20 protein-coding genes and 2 pseudogenes are annotated in these 18,263 nt (G+C 55.6%); 15 read left to right on the top strand and 7 right to left on the bottom strand.

Translation table 11 applies throughout. The features are described 5' to 3' along the window. The first annotated feature begins 10 nt into the window (after positions 1 to 10). Positions 11 to 598: a hypothetical protein gene (locus ACA044_RS11660; RefSeq protein ID WP_497446467.1), complete on the top strand. Its 588-nt coding sequence runs from the start codon at positions 11 to 13 to the stop codon at positions 596 to 598. Between the two features lie 148 nt (positions 599 to 746). On the opposite strand, the gene ACA044_RS11655 is transcribed toward ACA044_RS11660, so the two are convergent. The 5 genes and pseudogenes from ACA044_RS11655 to ACA044_RS11635 all read right to left on the bottom strand — a co-directional run bounded on the left by ACA044_RS11655 (position 747) and on the right by ACA044_RS11635 (position 3,066). After that, complete coding sequence (locus ACA044_RS11655; RefSeq protein ID WP_497446466.1) at positions 747 to 1,139, bottom strand: GFA family protein; 393 nt, start codon at positions 1,137 to 1,139, stop codon at positions 747 to 749. A gap of 44 nt (positions 1,140 to 1,183) precedes the next feature. After that, positions 1,184 to 1,525 (bottom strand): annotated as a pseudogene (locus ACA044_RS11650) (CadC-family transcriptional regulator); the annotation flags it as partial. A 110-nt stretch (positions 1,526 to 1,635) separates the two neighbouring features. After that, positions 1,636 to 2,130 carry a VOC family protein gene (locus ACA044_RS11645; RefSeq protein ID WP_497446465.1) on the bottom strand — a complete coding sequence of 165 codons (495 nt, stop codon included), beginning with the start codon at positions 2,128 to 2,130 and terminating at the stop codon, positions 1,636 to 1,638. Positions 2,131 to 2,193: 63 nt separating this feature from the next. Then, on the bottom strand, positions 2,194 to 2,523 hold the full coding sequence (locus ACA044_RS11640) for a DHCW motif cupin fold protein (protein WP_497446464.1): 330 nt from the start codon (positions 2,521 to 2,523) through the stop codon (positions 2,194 to 2,196). Positions 2,524 to 2,787: 264 nt separating this feature from the next. After that, positions 2,788 to 3,066, bottom strand: coding sequence for a PA2433 domain-containing protein (locus tag ACA044_RS11635; RefSeq protein WP_497446463.1), 279 nt, complete (start codon positions 3,064 to 3,066; stop codon positions 2,788 to 2,790). Positions 3,067 to 3,497: 431 nt separating this feature from the next. Between ACA044_RS11635 and ACA044_RS11630 the strand changes: the two genes are divergently transcribed. The 8 genes from ACA044_RS11630 to ACA044_RS11595 all read left to right on the top strand — a co-directional run bounded on the left by ACA044_RS11630 (position 3,498) and on the right by ACA044_RS11595 (position 10,207). Beyond that, complete coding sequence (locus ACA044_RS11630; RefSeq protein ID WP_497446462.1) at positions 3,498 to 4,349, top strand: putative selenate ABC transporter substrate-binding protein; 852 nt, start codon at positions 3,498 to 3,500, stop codon at positions 4,347 to 4,349. Further along, a complete protein-coding gene (locus tag ACA044_RS11625; protein WP_497446461.1) occupies positions 4,346 to 5,143 on the top strand; it encodes a phosphonate ABC transporter ATP-binding protein in 798 nt (265 codons plus the stop codon). Before ACA044_RS11630 ends, ACA044_RS11625 begins: the two co-directional genes overlap by 4 nt. Beyond that, positions 5,137 to 5,964 (top strand): PhnE/PtxC family ABC transporter permease, encoded by an 828-nt coding sequence (locus tag ACA044_RS11620; RefSeq protein ID WP_497446460.1) that lies wholly within the window; start codon positions 5,137 to 5,139, stop codon positions 5,962 to 5,964. The genes ACA044_RS11625 and ACA044_RS11620 overlap by 7 nt, the downstream gene beginning before the upstream one ends. Beyond that, positions 5,961 to 6,728 (top strand): phosphonate ABC transporter, permease protein PhnE, encoded by a 768-nt coding sequence (phnE, locus tag ACA044_RS11615; RefSeq protein WP_497446459.1) that lies wholly within the window; start codon positions 5,961 to 5,963, stop codon positions 6,726 to 6,728. The genes ACA044_RS11620 and phnE overlap by 4 nt, the downstream gene beginning before the upstream one ends. Positions 6,729 to 6,866: 138 nt before the next feature. Then, positions 6,867 to 7,526: an aspartate/glutamate racemase family protein gene (locus tag ACA044_RS11610; protein ID WP_497446458.1), complete on the top strand. Its 660-nt coding sequence runs from the start codon at positions 6,867 to 6,869 to the stop codon at positions 7,524 to 7,526. 522 nt (positions 7,527 to 8,048) lie between these two features. Then, positions 8,049 to 8,972, top strand: coding sequence for a phytanoyl-CoA dioxygenase family protein (locus ACA044_RS11605; RefSeq protein ID WP_497446457.1), 924 nt, complete (start codon positions 8,049 to 8,051; stop codon positions 8,970 to 8,972). Between the two features lie 50 nt (positions 8,973 to 9,022). Further along, on the top strand, positions 9,023 to 9,673 hold the full coding sequence (locus ACA044_RS11600; protein ID WP_497446456.1) for a LysE family translocator: 651 nt from the start codon (positions 9,023 to 9,025) through the stop codon (positions 9,671 to 9,673). A gap of 234 nt (positions 9,674 to 9,907) precedes the next feature. Next, on the top strand, positions 9,908 to 10,207 hold the full coding sequence (locus tag ACA044_RS11595) for a hypothetical protein (protein ID WP_497446455.1): 300 nt from the start codon (positions 9,908 to 9,910) through the stop codon (positions 10,205 to 10,207). A 58-nt stretch (positions 10,208 to 10,265) separates the two neighbouring features. Here ACA044_RS11595 and ACA044_RS11590 read toward each other — a convergent pair whose 3' ends face one another. Then, entirely contained in the window at positions 10,266 to 10,832 is a 567-nt protein-coding gene (locus ACA044_RS11590) for a hypothetical protein (protein ID WP_497446454.1), read from the bottom strand. A gap of 1,186 nt (positions 10,833 to 12,018) precedes the next feature. On the opposite strand from ACA044_RS11590, the gene kdpF reads away from it, so the two are divergent. The 4 genes and pseudogenes from kdpF (at position 12,019) to kdpE (ending at position 14,316) form a co-directional block, all read left to right on the top strand. Beyond that, positions 12,019 to 12,111 carry a K(+)-transporting ATPase subunit F gene (gene kdpF / locus ACA044_RS11585; protein WP_349294113.1) on the top strand — a complete coding sequence of 31 codons (93 nt, stop codon included), beginning with the start codon at positions 12,019 to 12,021 and terminating at the stop codon, positions 12,109 to 12,111. A 71-nt stretch (positions 12,112 to 12,182) separates the two neighbouring features. Next, positions 12,183 to 13,196 (top strand): annotated as a pseudogene (locus ACA044_RS11580) (potassium-transporting ATPase subunit KdpA); the annotation flags it as partial. A gap of 23 nt (positions 13,197 to 13,219) precedes the next feature. Beyond that, positions 13,220 to 13,630 carry an ATP-binding protein gene (locus ACA044_RS11575; RefSeq protein ID WP_497446453.1) on the top strand — a complete coding sequence of 137 codons (411 nt, stop codon included), beginning with the start codon at positions 13,220 to 13,222 and terminating at the stop codon, positions 13,628 to 13,630. Further along, positions 13,627 to 14,316 carry a two-component system response regulator KdpE gene (kdpE, locus tag ACA044_RS11570; RefSeq protein WP_497446452.1) on the top strand — a complete coding sequence of 230 codons (690 nt, stop codon included), beginning with the start codon at positions 13,627 to 13,629 and terminating at the stop codon, positions 14,314 to 14,316. Before ACA044_RS11575 ends, kdpE begins: the two co-directional genes overlap by 4 nt. Before the next feature lie 32 nt (positions 14,317 to 14,348). On the opposite strand, the gene ACA044_RS11565 is transcribed toward kdpE, so the two are convergent. Further along, positions 14,349 to 15,512: a peptidase C39 family protein gene (locus ACA044_RS11565; RefSeq protein ID WP_497446451.1), complete on the bottom strand. Its 1,164-nt coding sequence runs from the start codon at positions 15,510 to 15,512 to the stop codon at positions 14,349 to 14,351. 92 nt (positions 15,513 to 15,604) lie between these two features. Here ACA044_RS11565 and ACA044_RS11560 point away from each other — a divergent pair, with 92 nt between their 5' ends. Next, positions 15,605 to 17,191 carry a RimK family ATP-grasp domain-containing protein gene (locus tag ACA044_RS11560; protein WP_497447209.1) on the top strand — a complete coding sequence of 529 codons (1,587 nt, stop codon included), beginning with the start codon at positions 15,605 to 15,607 and terminating at the stop codon, positions 17,189 to 17,191. Positions 17,192 to 17,257: 66 nt separating this feature from the next. Continuing rightward, positions 17,258 to 18,208: a magnesium transporter CorA family protein gene (locus ACA044_RS11555; RefSeq protein ID WP_497446450.1), complete on the top strand. Its 951-nt coding sequence runs from the start codon at positions 17,258 to 17,260 to the stop codon at positions 18,206 to 18,208. Positions 18,209 to 18,263 lie beyond the last annotated feature (55 nt).

Below are 18,263 nucleotides of genomic sequence, written 5' to 3'. Positions count from 1 at the left end.
GGAGCAATACATGTTTGGTTTGATCAAGCACATTCTGGTGCTCACTGCTGTTCTGCTGACCGGCTGCGTGTCGTACTCGCAACACGAACTACCCCCTGTAAAAACCTGGCCGCTGACAGCAGATGCGCCACTGCAAAAGCCGACGGTATTCGTGCGCACCACCGCGATGAACCAAGTCAATGGTGGACCGGCCGTTGCCTCCGCCGGCGCTCCTGCTGCCGCTTGGGAAGCTGCGGTTACCGATGCATTCCACCAGTCCGGTCGCTTTACGCGAGTCAGTACCGATAAAGTCGAATCGGACATCTATGTCGACGCTACCTTGTACAACAACGAACAGTTCAGCATGGCCTCGGCCATCATTACTGGCGTGACGTTCTTCGTCGTGCCCTCCACGGCCAAGAACACGTTCACGTTGGAGACCGTGTTCAAGGACAAGGATGGTAAAGAGCTGGGGCGTATTCGCAAAAGCGAGTCGGTACGTACCTGGATGCAGTTGCTGCTGATCGTCGCCATCCCCTTCCAGCAAGACACCCGCGACGTGGCGCAAGAGCTGGCCCGCAGCACCCTGGACGAAGCCGTACAGCGCCAGCTTCTGTAATCGGTGCGGGAGACGCATTGCTCCCGGTAAGGCAGGCGCGCGGATTGCGCCTGCCTTACCGGACGCCTCAGTCTGGGTGATACCGTACGCTTGGCGCGTTGTCACATTCCGGCCACTCGTAACGATGCCTTCGCACCGTTCGTGCGACCTACGCCTCAAAGCGACCCGTGGCGTCACGATCGCGCTCGTATCGTCTCATGAGCGGAAACAGCGGCAACCAAGACTCGCGACGGACGATCCAGCTTTCGTAGGTTGGCATCAGTTGGTCAGGGGCATCCAGGGATCCCAGGTTCACTTCGATTTCGTCGGCGGTGCGTGCGAAAATTGACGAGCCGCAGCGGGGACAGAAAAACCGCCCGGCGTATTCGCGTGTTTCGCCATCGATCGTCACCGCATCCTGAGGGAACACCGCCGAAGCGTGAAAAAGGGCCCCATGATGCTTGCGGCAGTCGAGACAGTGACAAAGGCCGACCCGGTATGGGAGCCCCGACGCCTCAATTCGGACATTGCCGCACAGGCAACCGCCGGTGAATCGGTCCATGCTGCATCTCCTCTAAAATCAAACGGTCGTCGTCCAGGCCGTGGTCACTCAGGCAACCCGGCCAGCCGCAGTCCATCCGCAAAGCGTGTGAGATCTTCGGGCCGCTGAATTGGCAGCCAGTCTTGCAGGCTGGAGACGCGCAAAGTGGAATCCAGTTCGCGCAGGCGCTGCATCGCCTGCTTCGCTTTGTCCATTCGTCCGCTGAGCGCATGACTGGCCGCTACCAGAGCAACGGGCACCAGGAGGCTGTGCAGGTTCCCCAGCGCCTTTTCCGCCCAGCAGGAAGCGTCGTCGAAGCGCCCGCCGAAGAAATGCGCGAGTGCCATACCAACCTGCATTCTGAACATTTCCGGATCCAGCGGACTCAAGCGAACGGCATGGGTCAAATGCCATCCTGGTCGGCATCAAGATTGGATTCTCGCGATACGCGAAAGTGCACGCTACGCGACCATAACGTGAGACAGCCCATGCCAACGAGCACTGGATCAGATTCTCCCTACGCGTCCTTCGGGTCGCAGAGCCTCGCCGCTTCGATCGCAGCGATGTCGATCTTTCTCATCCCCATCATGGCTTCGAACGCGCGCTTGGCCGCCGCTCGATCAGGATCGGCGATCGCGGCCGTGAGAACGCGCGGTGTAATCTGCCACGACAGTCCCCACTTGTCCTTGCACCAGCCGCATGCGCTTTCCTGGCCGCCGTTTCCGACAATCGCGTTCCACAAACGGTCCGTTTCGGCTTGGTCGTCGGTCGCCACCTGGAACGAGAAAGCCTCGGTGTGCTTGAACGCCGAGCCCCCGTTCAGCCCCAGACAAGGGATGCCCATCACCGTGAACTCGACCGTCAAGACGTCGCCCTGCTTGCCCGCCGGATAATCGCCAGGCGCGCGAAGGACAGCTCCCACAGCGCTGTCCGGGAACGTCTCGGCGTAGAACTTCGCAGCGTCCAACGCGGTGCCGTCGTACCAGAGACAAATCGTGTTCTTGCTGATCATCTTGGCTCTCCACAAACGGGACTGATACGTGGATTCTAGCAGCGCAGGCAACCTGACTATTTCTTAATCCACAACAAACAGCTTCGCACCGCTGGTGGTGAACGAGCGATGTCCCTCAGCGTCGTTGCCCACCTGATAGCTCATCCCGGGGGTCAGGGTGAATTGGCGACCATCCTCCAGCTCCGTATGCAACTCGCCTTCCAGGCACAACAGAATATGGCCTCTCCAGCACCAGTGATCGGCCAGATATCCGGGACTGTATTCAACCATTCGCACCCGGGTCGAACCAAACTGGCAGGTCCGCCAATAGGCTGTACCCGTTTGTCCAGCATGCTTGACCGATTCGACAGTAGACCAATCGGTCGTACCAAAGGGAATTGCCGTCAGATCCATCGTTGCCTCATCGATAAAAGAGCCTCTGTAAACACTACCTATGCAGGGGTGCTCTCGATAGACACAGACGACCTGCATTTACTGGATACAGACGCGCATGAAAAGCACGATAGCCAGGGACTGCTTCCGGTCCCGAGGGTGTAAAAACGCGGCATCGAATCCTGAACGGCCCCGGACTTACTGCTCGGTGAGTCAATTCGAGCAGCAAGCGGGTGTCGTAACGCCAATGCGGGTCATGGGCCAACCCAAAGGCCTGTCAGCGCGTCAGCCCTTGTTGGCAGGATTTCGGGTCTGGATTTTTTCCAGCGTGCCGGTTGTTTCACTGATGCACTTCTTGTCATCGCCAGCTTGCTGGGCCTCTTGTGCACGTTTGAGCGACGCTTTGATGTTGTCCATGGCGCTCTCTGATGTCGCGGGTGCGCTGGCCAGCACTTCCTTGATTTTGTCTATGTTTGACGTACAAAGATCTTTGTCCGCAGCAAACACCGGTGAGGCCAACATTGCAGCAGTAATGAACAATCCAGCAATTGCAGAATGCTTCATGGGTATCTCCTTGCGCATGAGGACTCGGTGCCGCCGATGGGGCGCTTGCCGAGGTGGTTATAAACCCTTCAAAGGGCCTCGTTACTCATTAAATGACTACAGCCGCACACAGTAATTCAGTATTTTCTGAACCACTGACGTCCGGGCTTATCCGTCGGCAAAAAGAATCGGAAATGCATCTTTGGCACCTCTGAGGATTTCGCTCCTGGCACGCTCTTCAATCATCAATCACTGCTTCCTTTTGTTCTTTCAATATGCGCTCACACAACGGCCCACTTAGCCCGCAGTAGTTAGAAATGATGCTCGCTGTTTTTCGATCTGCGCCCTTCGGCCAAAAGCAGTCAATTCGTCTACCCTCACAAAGCGCCAAGAGCAATCAGCTTGTGCCAGGCGCCTCGACATTCTTCCGTTAAATTCACCGGAGATCTTCCATGTTCAAGCGTACCCTGGCATTGGCCGTCGGCTTGACCCTGTCTTTTTACACCCTGTTGACGCAGGCCGCCGACACCTTGAAAGTCAGCGCGATTCCCGATGAAGCTCCTACCGAACTGCTGCGCAAGTTCAAGCCGCTTGGTGCCTATCTGGAACAACAATTGGGCATGAAGGTCGAGTTCGTGCCCGTGAGTGACTATCCGGCCGTGGTCGAGGCGCTGGCCACCAACCGAATCGACCTGGCCTGGCTGGGCGGCTTCACGTTCGTGCAGGCACGCCTGAAAACCGGCAATGCCATTCCACTGGTACAGCGCGAACAGGACGCCCAATTTACCAGCAAGTTCATCACCGCCGACCCAGCCGTCAAATCCCTCGCCGATCTCAAGGGCAAGACCTTTGCATTTGGTTCGGTGTCCTCCACCTCGGGCAGTCTTATGCCGCGTTATTTCATGCTCCAGGACGGTATCAAGCCGGAAAGCTACTTCAGTCGCGTGGGCTACTCCGGCGCCCATGACGCCACCGTCGCCTGGGTCCAGGCTGGCAAGGTGGACGCCGGGGTACTTAACGCCAGCGTGTGGGAAAAACTGGTTGCCGCCGGCAAGGTCGACACCGCCAAGGTCAGAGTGTTTGCGACCACTCCGGCCTACTACGACTACAACTGGACCGTGCGCGGGACCCTCGACCCAGCGCTGGCGGCCAAGATAAAGGCAGCCTTCCTTGCGCTCGATCCGGCGAACCCCAAGGACAAGGAGATTCTGGATCTGCAGGCCGCCAGCCGATTCATCGAAACCAAGCCTGAGAACTACAAGGGTATCGAGGAAGCCGCACGCGCCGCCGAACTGCTCAAATGACGTTGCATCTGAACCGGGTCAGCCTTACCCACGCCAACGGCGTCCAGGCGCTGCGTGGCGTGGACCTGCACATCAGTGCAAGCGAACAGGTCGCCATCATCGGCCCGTCCGGCGCGGGCAAGTCGAGCCTGCTCAACCTGCTGGCCACCGCCCTGCGACCGGACAACGGCGAACTGCAGGTGCTCGGCGAGCGAGCCTGGCAGCTTTCTGCCCGTCAGCGTCAGCGTCTGCGCGCGCGCATCGGCCTGATACATCAGTCGCCTCCCCTGCCACCGCGCCAGCGCGTGATCACCGCGGTTCTGGCCGGAAAGCTGGGTCAGTGGGGCCTGGGCAAGAGCCTGCTGAACCTGCTGCATCCACTGGATATTCCGGGCGCACGCGCGGCATTGGCCAGACTGGACCTGAGTGACAAGTTGTTCGCGCAATGCCAGCAACTGTCCGGTGGGCAGCTACAGCGCGTGGGCATTGCCCGCGTGTTGTACCAAGCGCCCGAGGTGTTGCTGGCCGATGAGCCGGTATCGGCCATGGACCCGGTGTTGGCCCAGCACACGCTTTCGGTGCTCTGCCGCCATGCCCGGCAGCACAACGTCACCCTGGTCGCCAGCCTGCATGCGGTGGAGCTGGCCCTGGCGCATTTTTCGCGCATCATCGGCTTGCGTGATGGACAGATCCTGTTCGACCTTGCGGCCAACGAAGTCGACCGTGAGTTGCTCGACAAGCTCTACGCCAACGAACAACTGGAATCCCCACCGATTGCTCCGACGCCCTTGAGTGTGCAGATTCCCCGATGCTGACCCGTGATACCCGAGATCCGGCCACCCGGCCCCGCCTGCTGCTCACCTTGCTGGCCCTTGCCTTGCTATGGCCGGGCATCCACTTCAGCGAGTTGGACCTCAGTGTGCTGGTGGCGAGTGACAGTCAGAGCGAGATGGGCCGGTTTGTATCCGCCTTCTGGCCACCGGCCCATGGCGAGGCGTTCATTGAGCTGTTGTTACAAGCCACCCTGCAGACCCTGGCCATCGCCACGGCCGGCATGGCCCTGGCGTTGCTGTTGGCAGTCCCCGCCAGCCTGTTGGCCAGTCGTGCTCTGTCGCTGTCTGCTGCCTCCCGGGCCGGCCACCCGAGTTACTGGGGCCAACTGCTGCGTTGGCCCATACGCGGTCTACTGATTTTTCTGCGCAGCGTGCCGGAAATCGTCTGGGCCCTGCTGTTCGTACGCGCCGTCGGCCTCGGCCCAACGGCCGGGGTGCTGGCCATTGCCATTACCTACAGCGGCATGTTGGGCAAGGTCTATGCGGAAATTTTCGAGTCGGTCGAACAGCGTCCGGCCCACGCGCTACTGCAATCGGGCAGCGGTCGGCTCGCAGCCTTTTGCTACGGGATCCTGCCCAATGTCGCTGCGGAGCTGCTGTCGTACACGGTGTACCGCTGGGAGTGCGCAATCCGCGCCTCGGTGGTGATGGGCTTTGTCGGTGCCGGCGGTCTGGGCCAGCAAATGGATCTGTCGTTACGCATGTTCGCCGGCGGTGAAGTGGCCAGTTTGTTACTGACGTTCCTCGTGCTGGTGCTGCTCGCCGATCAACTCAGCCGCCTGTTGCGCTGGAGGTTGGCATGAATCGCCTGATCAACCTGGCACTGCTGCTCTGCATCGGCGCAGCGGTAGTCGCCTCGTTCATCTACCTGGGCATCGACCTCGGCGAGCTGGGTGGCACCGGCAATCTGAAGCAGATGGGCGCCTATGCGCAGCGCTTTCTCAGCCCGGACCTGAGCTCCGGCCATCTGCAAGCCATCGGCCACAGCGCCCTGGAAACCATTGCCATGTCTGCCCTTGGCACCCTGCTCGCGGCGGTATTCGGTCTGCTATTGGCATTGCCTGCGGCCGGACGCTTCGGCTGGCCACTGCAGAGCGCGTCGCGCCTGGTGCTCAACGCCTTGCGCGCGGTGCCGGAACTGGTGTGGGCCGCGCTGATGGTCCTTGCCGCCGGGCTCGGCCCCAATGCGGGCACCCTGGCACTAGCCCTGCACACCACCGGCGTGCTCGGCCGGCTGTTCGCCGAAGCGCTGGAAAACACCCCACCAGAACCCGCCGACGCAATCCGCTTGCAGGGCAGTAATGCCGTATGGGCTTTCTGTTATGGCACACTGCCCAACCTGTTGCCACAGCTACTGGCCTACATCCTGTACCGCTGGGAAAACAATATCCGCATGGCCAGTGTGCTCGGCTTCGTCGGCGCCGGTGGTTTGGGGCAAATGCTCTATGTCAGCCTCAGTCTGTTCCAGGAAGCTCAAGCCAGCACGGTGATACTGGCCATGTTGTTACTGGTATTGGCCGTCGATACATTGAGCAGCTGGAGCCGTCAACGCTGGGTCAAGGCTTGACTGCTTTCGCAGAACGGATGTATCTGCAAGGCGCCCGGTAGTCGTTCAGTGGCAGAGGCCAGGTTGAACACCTGATCCCCATCCGACGCAGCGACTCCACCCGTTATCAATCACTCCCATACAATCCAGGGAAGCGCCATGACTGCACCGCTCATCTATTTGATCCATGCCACGCCATTGTCTATCGCACCGATAACGGAGGCCTTCACTCGGCTTTGGCCTGAGGCCAGATTGGCGAATCTGTTGGAAGACTCTCTGTCCCGCGATCTGGCAGACGCCGGTGAACTCACTCCGGCGATGAGCCAACGTTTTTTGAAGCTCGCCACTTATGCCGCAGAGTCAGGCGCAGACGCCATTTTGTTTACCTGCTCGGCATTCGGCGACGCCATTGATCTGTGTAAGCGTTCCCTGAGTATCCCTGTCCTCAAGCCGAACGAAGCCATGATCGAGGAGGCAGTTCAACGAAACCAAAAGATCTCCATTCTGTCGACATTCCCTCTGGCAATCACATCAATGACCGAGGAGTTTCAAAGCTTTGCGCGCCAGCAACGCGTGGAGATCGAACTCTCTGCACATGTCTGCCCTGAGGCATTCGACGAGCTGCGCAAGGGTAACGCCGATCGTCATGACCAATTGATTACGGATATGGCTCGTACGGTAACAAACGGCGAACTGCTGTGCTTCGCGCAATTTTCCATGACCAGTGCTGCGCAACAGGCAAGTCAGGCGAGCGGCCTCCCCGTTCTGACCACGCCCGACAGTGCCATCTTGAAACTTCGTAGTCTTCTGCAAGCGTGATGCTTGCGTTCCCGTGCAACGTCCAAGGCATTGGTCGTGGCCTTGCTCTTCGCAAGAGTCGGTGCCGGGCAATGTCGGGATGATTTTGCGTTAATTGCTTTTCACCGCAGGGTTGCTCGCGCTTACGATGTCGAAATTTGGCGTGTTGGGGGCAATCGGGCGGTGAACGTTTTTTTAGCTTAAGCGCAGATTGGTTTGCGAATTGCTGGTGAATTTTATATTCAAGAAAATGTTTACAGAATATTTTCGGCATATTAGACTTTTTCGAAGTGAGAAGAGGATCTTCTCCTTAAAGGAGCTGCATCAGTGAAAGGAATGACATCTCATCTGCTAATTGCCGTTATTCAAACATTCTAGAATTCGGGCAATAAAATCCTCCACCTGACTCTCTATCTCCCTTATCCATAACGGGCGCTTTGCAGCGCGCGACGCCCGGAGCGTGGAGAAGCCAGGATAATTTAATAGCACACGAAAATGTCTCACACACGAAACGCATCAGCCAATAAAAACATGGAGCTGTAAATGATCAATGAAAAGTTTCAAGTAACTGAAGATCAGGTGATGAAGTTTCGTAGACAGGGCTTTCTTTTTCTAAAGGACTTTTACAACAGAGACATAATTGGTTATTTGACGTCAACTATTGGTGAACGTATCTCCACGCCTACTGACAAGTACCAGAGCGGCTTTAGCCGTTTGGCATTTGATATGTATGATGGCGATCCGATGATTGCCAGCATTATCCAGGATGACCATTTCAAACAGGTCATGGAAACGTTGACGGGTAAAACCATGTTTTTCGCCCAGGCTCTTTCCTTCGAGCTTGAAAAGATGAAAAACAAGGGTTTCCCTTGGCATATCGGTACGCAAAGTTTCGGTTATCACCAAGCGGAAGACTATGGCTGCACAATCTGGGCTCCCTTGGTCAATATCGATCCCAAAGGACAACGAGGCGGTATGGCGTATGTCCCTAAAGACTCCGTATCGGGTGCGTTCATGTATGAACACGTGGACCCTTCAATTTTTCAACTCCTGTCAGAACGTATTGAGCGGGGCGAGGAGACCACCATTGATGAGTTCGTGCACCTCCGTGATGGCCCGTTGAATGACCCAGCGATTAAAAAATTACTGGATCACTTTGCTGTCGAGGACGAATTCGAGGTGGGTGATGCGCTTATTTTCGACAAGAATGTGATTCACCGAAGCATCATGCTGGAGGAAGGCCCCGTAGACTCGCGCGCAGCGTTTGTCATGCGCTTCTTCTGCGACACCAGTACCTATGACTATCGTCGCGCTCATGACCTTGAAATTCCTCGCGAGCATTTCAAATATTCTGGTCCGACGCGTTTTCACCTGGAAGTCGCAAAGGAACATGGCGAACTTCTTGTTGACAGCCCGTTCTTCGAAGGCCAAGAGTACCGCTCGTTAAGAATTTCAAAAGCAAATTGAATAATCAGGAGGGCTTATGCCCTTCTTTTGTTTTTGCGTGGAGATAAACAGTGGAAGAATATCTTTTTTACGTGACGATATCATGCTTGACGATCGCCAGTCCGGGTCCTGGGGTGTTACTGACATTAACAAACTCACTCACCTATGGGCTGAAGAACGCTTTGCCTGGAATCCTTGGAGTGACCCTCGGCATGGGGGGAATCGCTATCATTGCGGCGAGCAGCGTGGGAGCGATCATTTCCAGCTCTGCCTGGATGATGAATGTCGTTAAACTATTGGGTGCGGCATACCTGATCTACCTTGGATTAAAACTGCTACGGTCCAAGCCAAAATTTCAGAATAATCTCAATGAAATAACGCACTCTGAATATACTCCCAGTGTGGTAGCCCGATTCAGGCAGGGTTTTTTCATTTCGATGCTTAATCCTAAGCCAATCGTTTTCTTCATGGCCCTGTTTCCGCAATTCATAAAGGCAGACCAACCGTTCGTCCCCCAATTCACGCTGTTGGCGTCCACGTTTTGCGTTTTGGTGTTCTTGATTCACTTCACCTATGGATATATCGCCACCTCAGCACGACAAAAAGTGTCTTTGGGAAGAGGTTTTTCAATCATCAATAAAATTGGGGGCGTTGTATTTATCTGTTTCTCCGCAGCTTTGATTTTCTCCATCAATTTTCACTCAATGATCAACAGCGTGTGACATTTTCAGGTTTCATCTGCTCCGAAAACATGAACTCCTGATCTCATTGAGGTGACTTTGTTTATCTCGTGCCAGAGCAACAGATCAGAGCAAGCGCGTTTATATCACCTGGTTACGGCATTCACTGCGTACCAGGTTTTTCTGTACCGCCCCAAGGGCAGGCGCAACACCGTCTAATCTGAGTAGAGCACGACCACAAACACACCTCTAGCCTCTTGATACAGGGGAAATGGGATGAACGGAAAAACAGCGCGCCAATGCGGGTCATGGGTCCTATCCTCCCTGCTCGCCATCAACCTGGCGCTGACAGCGGGATGTGCAAGCAAAGCTGCCACGGCTCGCTATTCGGCCTCAAGCATAGGCTCAAGCTGCTATGCAAAAGCACTGCCCACTGCCGGCGAGGGCGGCCTGGCTTGGGGCTCCACCCTGGACATGGCTCGCCAGAAATCCCTGGATAATTGCATACGCTATGCCGGCCGATCCGGTGGCACGCCGAATACCTGCCAAGTGGTGTTGGCCAAGTGCAAAGATTAATCCCATTGGGTCGAGCAACGAGGCTCTACCGAGGTCGCCGACCCTTGCCGCAAGACGGCTATCGACCGCACACCTGCGAGGGGCACCTTGGAGTATTGGCCGTAACGTACTGGATCACCTCTTCAAGCGTATCTATATCTGGAGCATTGCTCACTAGCTCTTCCGAGCAGCACCATGGGTAATCCAGAGGCGATAGCCACTCCATGATGCAATGCAGATCAGTCGCCGGCAGGGTTTTCATGTGCTCAATGGTGATAGTGAGCCTCTCGACAAGTCCCGACTCGGGGCTGAACTGCCATTCATACAGACCACAACCGACTCGGGCTTCGCCGGAGTTTTTGTCGGACATGCCGACCAGCCATTTGCACTGGAATGTTTGAGCCTGCGGTTCAGGTGGGCGTCCCAGGCAAAAGGTATAGACGTTTTCGAAGGTCTGGCCGAATCGCCTGACCAGCACATCGCCGATAGGTCCAAGGCCTTCAACGTGGGGTGGAAACGAGATAGACCCGGTGTGCACGACCATGTCCAGTATCGCGTCTGGCACAAAGGCCTGGTGTAACAAATGTGGACGGTTACCGTCCTTGGCTTTTATGTACTGTCGAATCGATTGTTGAGCAGTGTTCATTGTTTGTCCGTCGCATCCATATCAGGTTGAGAACAGCCTAATCCGAGGCTCACGTTACTATACACGCGAGCCCGCACGCATTTACAACGCGCAGATTTAACGAGCGGCCGGGCTTTGTCGAACTAGAAAAAAAGATGGGCAGTCGTGGAAATTGTTGTGGCGTTAAAGAAATGCCAAGGCAATGTACAACTGGCAGCAGATTGCGGACGATATCGATATCGACATCGTCATGTGGCGGGTGACGCCCGTGCCACCATCGAAGGAGCGGTAATGAGGCGGACGTCCACGTCAGGAAAAATCGATCACAAACGATGAATGAAGACCGTCTTCGAAGCTATGCAAACCCGAGGAACGACAAGATAACCACGACGATCACTACGACCCCGACGATGTAGATGATGTTGTTCATGAAACCCACCTCTCAACCTGGACAGGACTGCGACACGAAGGTGTTACAAATACAAGGTACTGCACCTTTGCTCGCAATTCCATTCGGAACACACATAGGCTCGGACGGGACGGATTCATTTTCCCTGAACGTCCGCCTGGGGGCGATTCCGGCCAGTTGTGACAGGCGAAATCGGCCAGAAGCGGTCATCTACTTGGTTCAATCCTACGAATGCTTGCGTACATCAAAAATGTCCTCGGCCTACGCTATCGCTGTTCCCAAGTCGAGCGTCGCGCTTCCACAGCCGTATAGCTTCGTCCCAAACGAACCGTAAAGAATTCGTAGATCGCCTTGAGTTCCGCAATAGATATTTTATCCTCCAGAACAAATTTCGACGGGAGAATATTATGAGCAGCTCGGACTTGGGCATTATGATCATTTCAATTATTGGATTGTTCGGATTTGCATCTTTTGTTTTTGAGTATTTGAGCAGCAACCGCTCAACCAAAATCAAAAGGCAGAGACGCCCCATAGAAAAGCAACAAAGAGAAGACCTACCAAAGAAAAATGCCCATTATTAAACAACCATCCCTGATCCAGCCGCACTGTCTTGGATCTTTATAAGATCTTTATTCTTTCGCCCCCAATCCTTTTAACAATTTACTAGACGTCAAACTAGGCTTCCTTCATTGCTGGAGGAAATGCCATGGACTTCATCTTTTTAGTACTCGGAGCGCTGTTTTTTATCAGCCTGGTGGGACTGGCGCGCGGCTGTGCGGCGCTTAACAGGAGGCGGTCATGACGGGCTTCTATCTATTCGGCAGCCTGATAGCGGCCGGGTTGCTGGTTTATCTCGTCTGCGCGCTGCTGTTTCCGGAGGACTTCCTGTGACTATTCAAGCCTGGGTCCTGCTTGGGGCTTTTCTTCTGACGCTCGGCATTCTGGCCTAGCCTCTTGGCCTTTGGCTGACCACCGTGATGGAAGGCCGGTTTACCTTCGGTTCGCGCATTGAGTCGCCGCTGTATCGCCTTGCCGGGGTCAAACCTGAAACCCAGATGAGTTGGCTTCAATACGCACTCGCCTTGATCGTATTCAATGCGCTGGGTTTGCTTGCCGTTTATGCATTGCAACGACTGCAAGGTGTTCTGCCCTTCAACCCGCAGGGATTTGGCGCTGTGACTCCCGACTCCTCGTTCAATACCGCCGCCAGTTTCGTCACCAACACCAACTGGCAAGCCTACAGCGGCGAAGCAACGATGAGCTACCTGACCCAGATGCTCGCGCTGACAGTGCAGAACTTCCTGTCCGCCGCCACCGGTATCGTAGTGGCAATTGCCCTGATTCGCGGATTCGCGCGCCACAGCGCGGACAGCATCGGCAATGCCTGGACCGACCTCACGCGCATCACCTTGTGGGTGCTGTTACCACTGTCGCTGATTTTCGCGTTGTTCTTCGTGAGCCAAGGCGTGATCCAGAATCTTGACCCCTATAAGGAAGTCACGACGATGGAGGTCATGCAGTACCAGGTTCCAGCGCTCAATGACGCCGGTCAGCCGACCCTTGATGCGCAAGGTAATCCCGCATTGAAAAGCATCAGCAGTGACAAGCAGACCATTGCCATGGGGCCGGTGGCGTCACAAGAGGCCATCAAGATGCTGGGCACTAACGGTGGTGGTTTCTTCAACGCCAACTCGGCCCACCCCTACGAAAACCCCACCGCCATTACCAACTTCTTGCAGTTGATCGCGATTGTCCTGATTCCAACGGCGCTGTGTTTCGTGTTTGGCCATGTCGTCGGCGACATACGCCAAGGCTGGGCGCTGCTGGCGACGATGACGATCATCTTCTTGATCGCGGTGGTGGCTGTCACCCATTACGAACAAATCGGTAACCCGCAATTTTCAGCGCTGGGCATCGATACGGCGGCGGGCAAGACGTGGTGGGCAGCGCTCTGCGAGCCATCCAACCGATTCTGAGCGGGCGTTCGGTGCAGGTCGCCTTGGACGATGATTTACCTCCCGTACAAATCGACGCGGTACTGATCGAACGCGTCCTCATCAACCTGATCGAGAACGCCGTCAAGTACACGCCGGCAGGCACCGCCATTGGCCTGGGCGCCAGGGCCACGCCTGACAACATCGAACTGTGGGTCGCCGACGAAGGACCAGGGTTACCGCACGGTCACGAAGAGGCAATTTTCAGCAAATTCATGCGCGGCAAGAAGGAAAGCTCGATACCCGGCGTCGGGCTGGGCCAGGCCATCTGTCGAGCCATCGCACAGGCTCATGGAGGAACCATTTTGGGTGTTACACGCCCAGAGGGCGGTGCGCGCTTCACGTTGCGCCTACCCCGTGAGGAGCCTCCAGTCATCGAACCCTTTGCTGAGCAAACAGGCGAGGAGCAACCATGACCGAATCGGTGTTGCACGTCCTGATCATTGAAGACGAGAAGGAAATACGACGTTTCGTACGAATGGCTCTGCAAGCTGAAGGCTTGGAAGTTCACGAAGCCGATACCTTTCACCGAGGCCTGATCGATGCAGGGACACGCCATCCGGACCTGATCGTGCTCGACCTTGGACTGCCCGACGGCGACGGTGTTGACCTTATCCGGGACGTACGGAGTTGGTCAGAGGTGCCGATCATTGTGTTGTCTGCCCGTGGCGCGGAGTCGGACAAGATCCTGGCCCTGGACACGGGCGCAGATGACTATCTGGTGAAACCTTTTGGCACCGGAGAACTGCTGGCTCGCGTCCGCGCAATGCTACGCAGACACGTAAAAGATACCGAGAACCATGCGGTCCTGGCCTTTGGCGACGTCCGAATTGATATGGAACGTCGTATCGTGGAACGCTCCGGCGCCCCACTGCATTTGACACCGCTGGAGTATCGCCTGCTGGCCCATCTTTGCTCACACCCGAACCGCGTCCTGACGCATCAGCAACTGCTCAAGGCTGTGTGGGGCCCATCGCACACCACCGATACGCCCTACCTTCGTGTATTCATGGGAGGCCTGCGTAAAAAAGTCGAAGCAGACCCTTCCCAGCCGCGACACCTCATCACCGAAACGGGTGTTGGGTATCGCTTCATTCCTTGAGCATAGATTTAGGGAGGTAAAAATCTTTAAAGTCACGGCATACGAGGTTCCATTAACAAAGCTTCTGTGCTGGAGGCAATTGGCACTCCGCTGCTGGACTGCTCGCGTGCGTAAAGCGTCACTGAGGCGCGCAGCTTGTTGCCGCCGAAAGCACACATCTTATCGAACGCCTTGTGATTGACGGGAAGATGCTGGCAGTCGAGTGCCTGACGGTGCTGACTGTGATCAATGTCCGGGTCATGCAGGTAGACGAAGTCTTCATCGTAGTCAGTGACAATGACCCAGTGCGGGGCTTTCGAGCGCGTCAGACGGTAGCTACTGATCAGCACCAAGGGTTGACCGCCGGCCTTCAGCGTGAGAGCCAGATCCAGTAGGTTGCTGCTGACCTGCTCCACATCACTCTGCTGAAGTTCCGTGCAGAACTCTTCGTGTACCAGGCGAATAACCTCCTTTTTATGTTCGTCGCGCACGCCGTCGAGAAATAGCGGACCTGCGATACTCACTTGCAGGCGTACTCGAAACCCTCGGCGCCAGGCCGCCAGTGCCAACCCTTGGGGACTGCAACCGCCGTGCCCCGAAGTCATGAACACCGTCGTGGCTTCACGCCAGATTTGCAGTTCGTCCCTACGCTCGATTAAACGATCGGGTTGCAATGCCTTCATGGCCATCAAGAGGCAAGCCGGGCCGCAGGTAAATTCAGTGGTCTGTTGGTAATAAGGCACTTGGAATTCCCGGCTTTCCCGATGTTGCAGAATGCGCTTCTCCAAACGCAGCGCATGCACATGGTCTTCGTAGTAGTCGTTAACCACGGCGAAGCGTCGGTATCCATTGCGTTCATAAAGACTGATAGCGACGGGATTATCCGGTCGGACTTCCAGTCGCAGGTAGGCGCAGTCGTGTGCGCGAGCACAATCTTCCGCCTGATCCAATAGCTGTTTTCCAAGGCCGAGGCCACGACTGTGGGTGGCGATGGCGATTGAGTACAGACGCGCCAGGGAGGTGCCACGGTGAAACAGGACCAGACAGTAGCCCATCAGTTGGCTCCCGGCTTCTGCGACGATCAGGCTGGCATGGGCTCGGCTGATCATCCACTGAAAACTGCGCGGAGTCAGCCGATCACAGGTAAAGCACTGATTTTCCAATTCCAACAGAGACTTAAGATCATCTTGTGTAGCTTTGCGAAATACCAGGTTCATATAGCCGCCGTAAAAGTTGCGTAACGAAACGAGACTTTCTTAAAAGATCGTGCTTAATAGATAAGGACTTGTTCTCCAACGGACCTTTTCATATGTCAGCGGTACAGGGTGATTTGCGTGAAGTATCAGAGCAAAATCGGTTAACAGCAATATCAAGCCTTACTTATTTACCGGGCGCACCTAGAAGCTCCAGCCAGGTGGTTATTATTGTTGAGCGAAAAGAAGACTGGGCCTCTTATTTCCCCTCAGAGGATGTGATGAGTGCACAGGAGTATCTGGAACAGCCCCTTGAAAGCGAAGCCGGCAAGCGTGTCCAGGTTATTAATCTGTGTCGGAGCTACAAGTACCTGGGACACGGGTATTACTGTTCATTACTGGCGGAAGCACGCGGCCATAAAGTTATTCCGTCTGTGCGAACCATTAGCGAGCTGACCCGAAAGTCACTGTATGGCCTGGCACTGGAGGATCTGGACAAGGCTCTCGACAAAGCACTGAACAACCACCTTTATAGTAATACCGAAGGATTCACGCTCACTCTATACTTTGGTAAAACCAACCTTGAACCCTTGCAAGAACTGGCGCGGCAAATTTTCGAGATATTCCCTTGCCCGATCCTCTTGGTAGAGTTCCGTAAAAGTAATAGTTGGCGCATCGAGGGAATAAAGTCTGGCGTCTTGCAAAAGTTACGCGAAGACCAAGAGGATCAGTTTGCCAACTCGCTGGACAGTTTCAGCCGCAAGATATGGCGAATGCCGCGCTCACCACGCGTGGCCCGCTACGACCTGGCCATTTTGCATGACCCGCAAGAAGCGCTGCCACCTTCCAACGCAAAGGCACTCGAAAATTTTATCCGGGTCGGCAAAAGCTTGGGTATTGATGTCGATCTGATCGAAAAGAAAGACTATTCACGAATCGCCGAGTATGACGCCCTGTTGATTCGCGAAACCACCAGCGTGGATAACCATACCTACCGCTTCGCCAAGAAGGCGGAAAGCGAAGGCCTGGTGGTGATGGACGATCCCACTTCAATCCTGCGCTGTACCAACAAGGTGTACCTGACGGATCTGCTCAAAAGCCATCAATTGGGTATGCCGGCAACCGAGATTCTCTACAAGGAACGACCGGAAGACTTCGAGCGAGTCGGTGAACGCCTGGGCTTTCCATTAGTACTGAAGATTCCCGATGGTTGTTTTTCCCGTGGCGTGATCAAGGTCGAAAGCCAACAAGCACTGCTGGAAGCCACCTCTGAGCTATTCGAACACTCGGTGCTGTTGCTGGCTCAGGAGTTCTTTTACACCGAGTACGACTGGCGCATCGGCGTGCTCAACCGCAAGCCGATTTTCGCCTGCCAGTACTTCATGTCCAAAGGTCACTGGCAGATTTACAACCACAAAGCCAAGGGCCAGGACATTAATGGCGAATGCCGGACCCTGGCAGTCCACGAGGCACCGCGAGCGGTGGTCGAACTCGCGGTGAAGACCGCGAACCTCATCGGCGACGGCCTCTATGGCGTCGACCTCAAGCAGTCCGGCGATAAGGTGGTGGTGATCGAGGTCAACGACAACCCGAACATGGACGCCGGCATCGAAGACGCTTACTTGCAGGACGATTTGTATTCACTGGTGCTGGAAGAATTCGTCCGACGCCTGGAACTCAAACGTCGCGGCCAGGCCTGGTGAACGCTTGATCCGACACGCATCCTGCAAGACACTGGCTTCCTCAGTCGATAACGCCAGAGGTCAGATGTGATCAAGAGTTTTCAACTCGCCAATGGGGCGTTGGTACCGGTTGAACACCTCAATGCCGATCTGATGTTGTTCAGCAATCCCGATATCGCAGAACGGGATCTGCTGCGCAACGATTTCAAACTGGACGATCACGCGCTGGCTTCGGCACTGGATCCTGACGAAGTCTCACGCATCGAATTCCACCCGGATAATCTGTTCTTGATCTGGAAGCGTCCGGAAAGTTACTCGGGCGGAGAAAGCCTGGCGTTTGAGGTGTCGTCGTTCGGCTTACTGTTCTCTAAAACACGCTTGCTGGTCATCGCGACCGACGATTCCCAGTTGAGCGGACTGGGGGAGCGGCACCCCTTGCATACACCGCTGGATGTGCTGCTGGACATGCTGTTCAACAACCTCCACCACTACCTGGGCCACCTCAAGGTGATCAAGATGGTGGCTCGCGAGTTGCAGCAGAAGTTCAACTCCTCGATGGAGAATCGACATCTGATCCAGATGTTTAACCTCAGCGAAAGCCTGATCTATTACATCAACGCGATTCACAGCAATGGTGCTGTCCTGACCCGGCTGCGCAACCATGCAGAAAAAGAGCACTTCAGCGTCGAGGCGATCGCGCTTATCGACGATCTGATCATCGAGAACACCCAGTGCAACAAACAGGCGGAAATCTACTCCAGGGTATTTGCCGGCTTGATCGATGCACGCGGCAATTTGATGAACAACACCATGAACAACCTGCTACGCAAACTGACACTGATCAATGTGGTCTTTCTGCCTCTCAACCTGATCGCCAGCATTGGTGGCATGTCCGAGTTCAGCATGATGACCTCGGCCGTCCCCTGGTGGGTTGCCTATCCGCTTTTTCTCACGGGAATGCTGGTTGCCGGGGGCCTGATGGTCATCGCGCTCAAACGTCTGACGCGTGGTTCATCCAGCATGAATGGCCCGCATTGAACTCTTGAGGTACTGCACAGGCAGTGCGGCAGCTTCGACCTCCTCGCACCGCCGC

It is taken from the genome of Pseudomonas sp. LBUM1673, from assembly GCF_059695645.1.
Note: the sequence above shows the minus strand (reverse complement) of the source record. Positions and strands in the feature narration are given on the sequence as shown.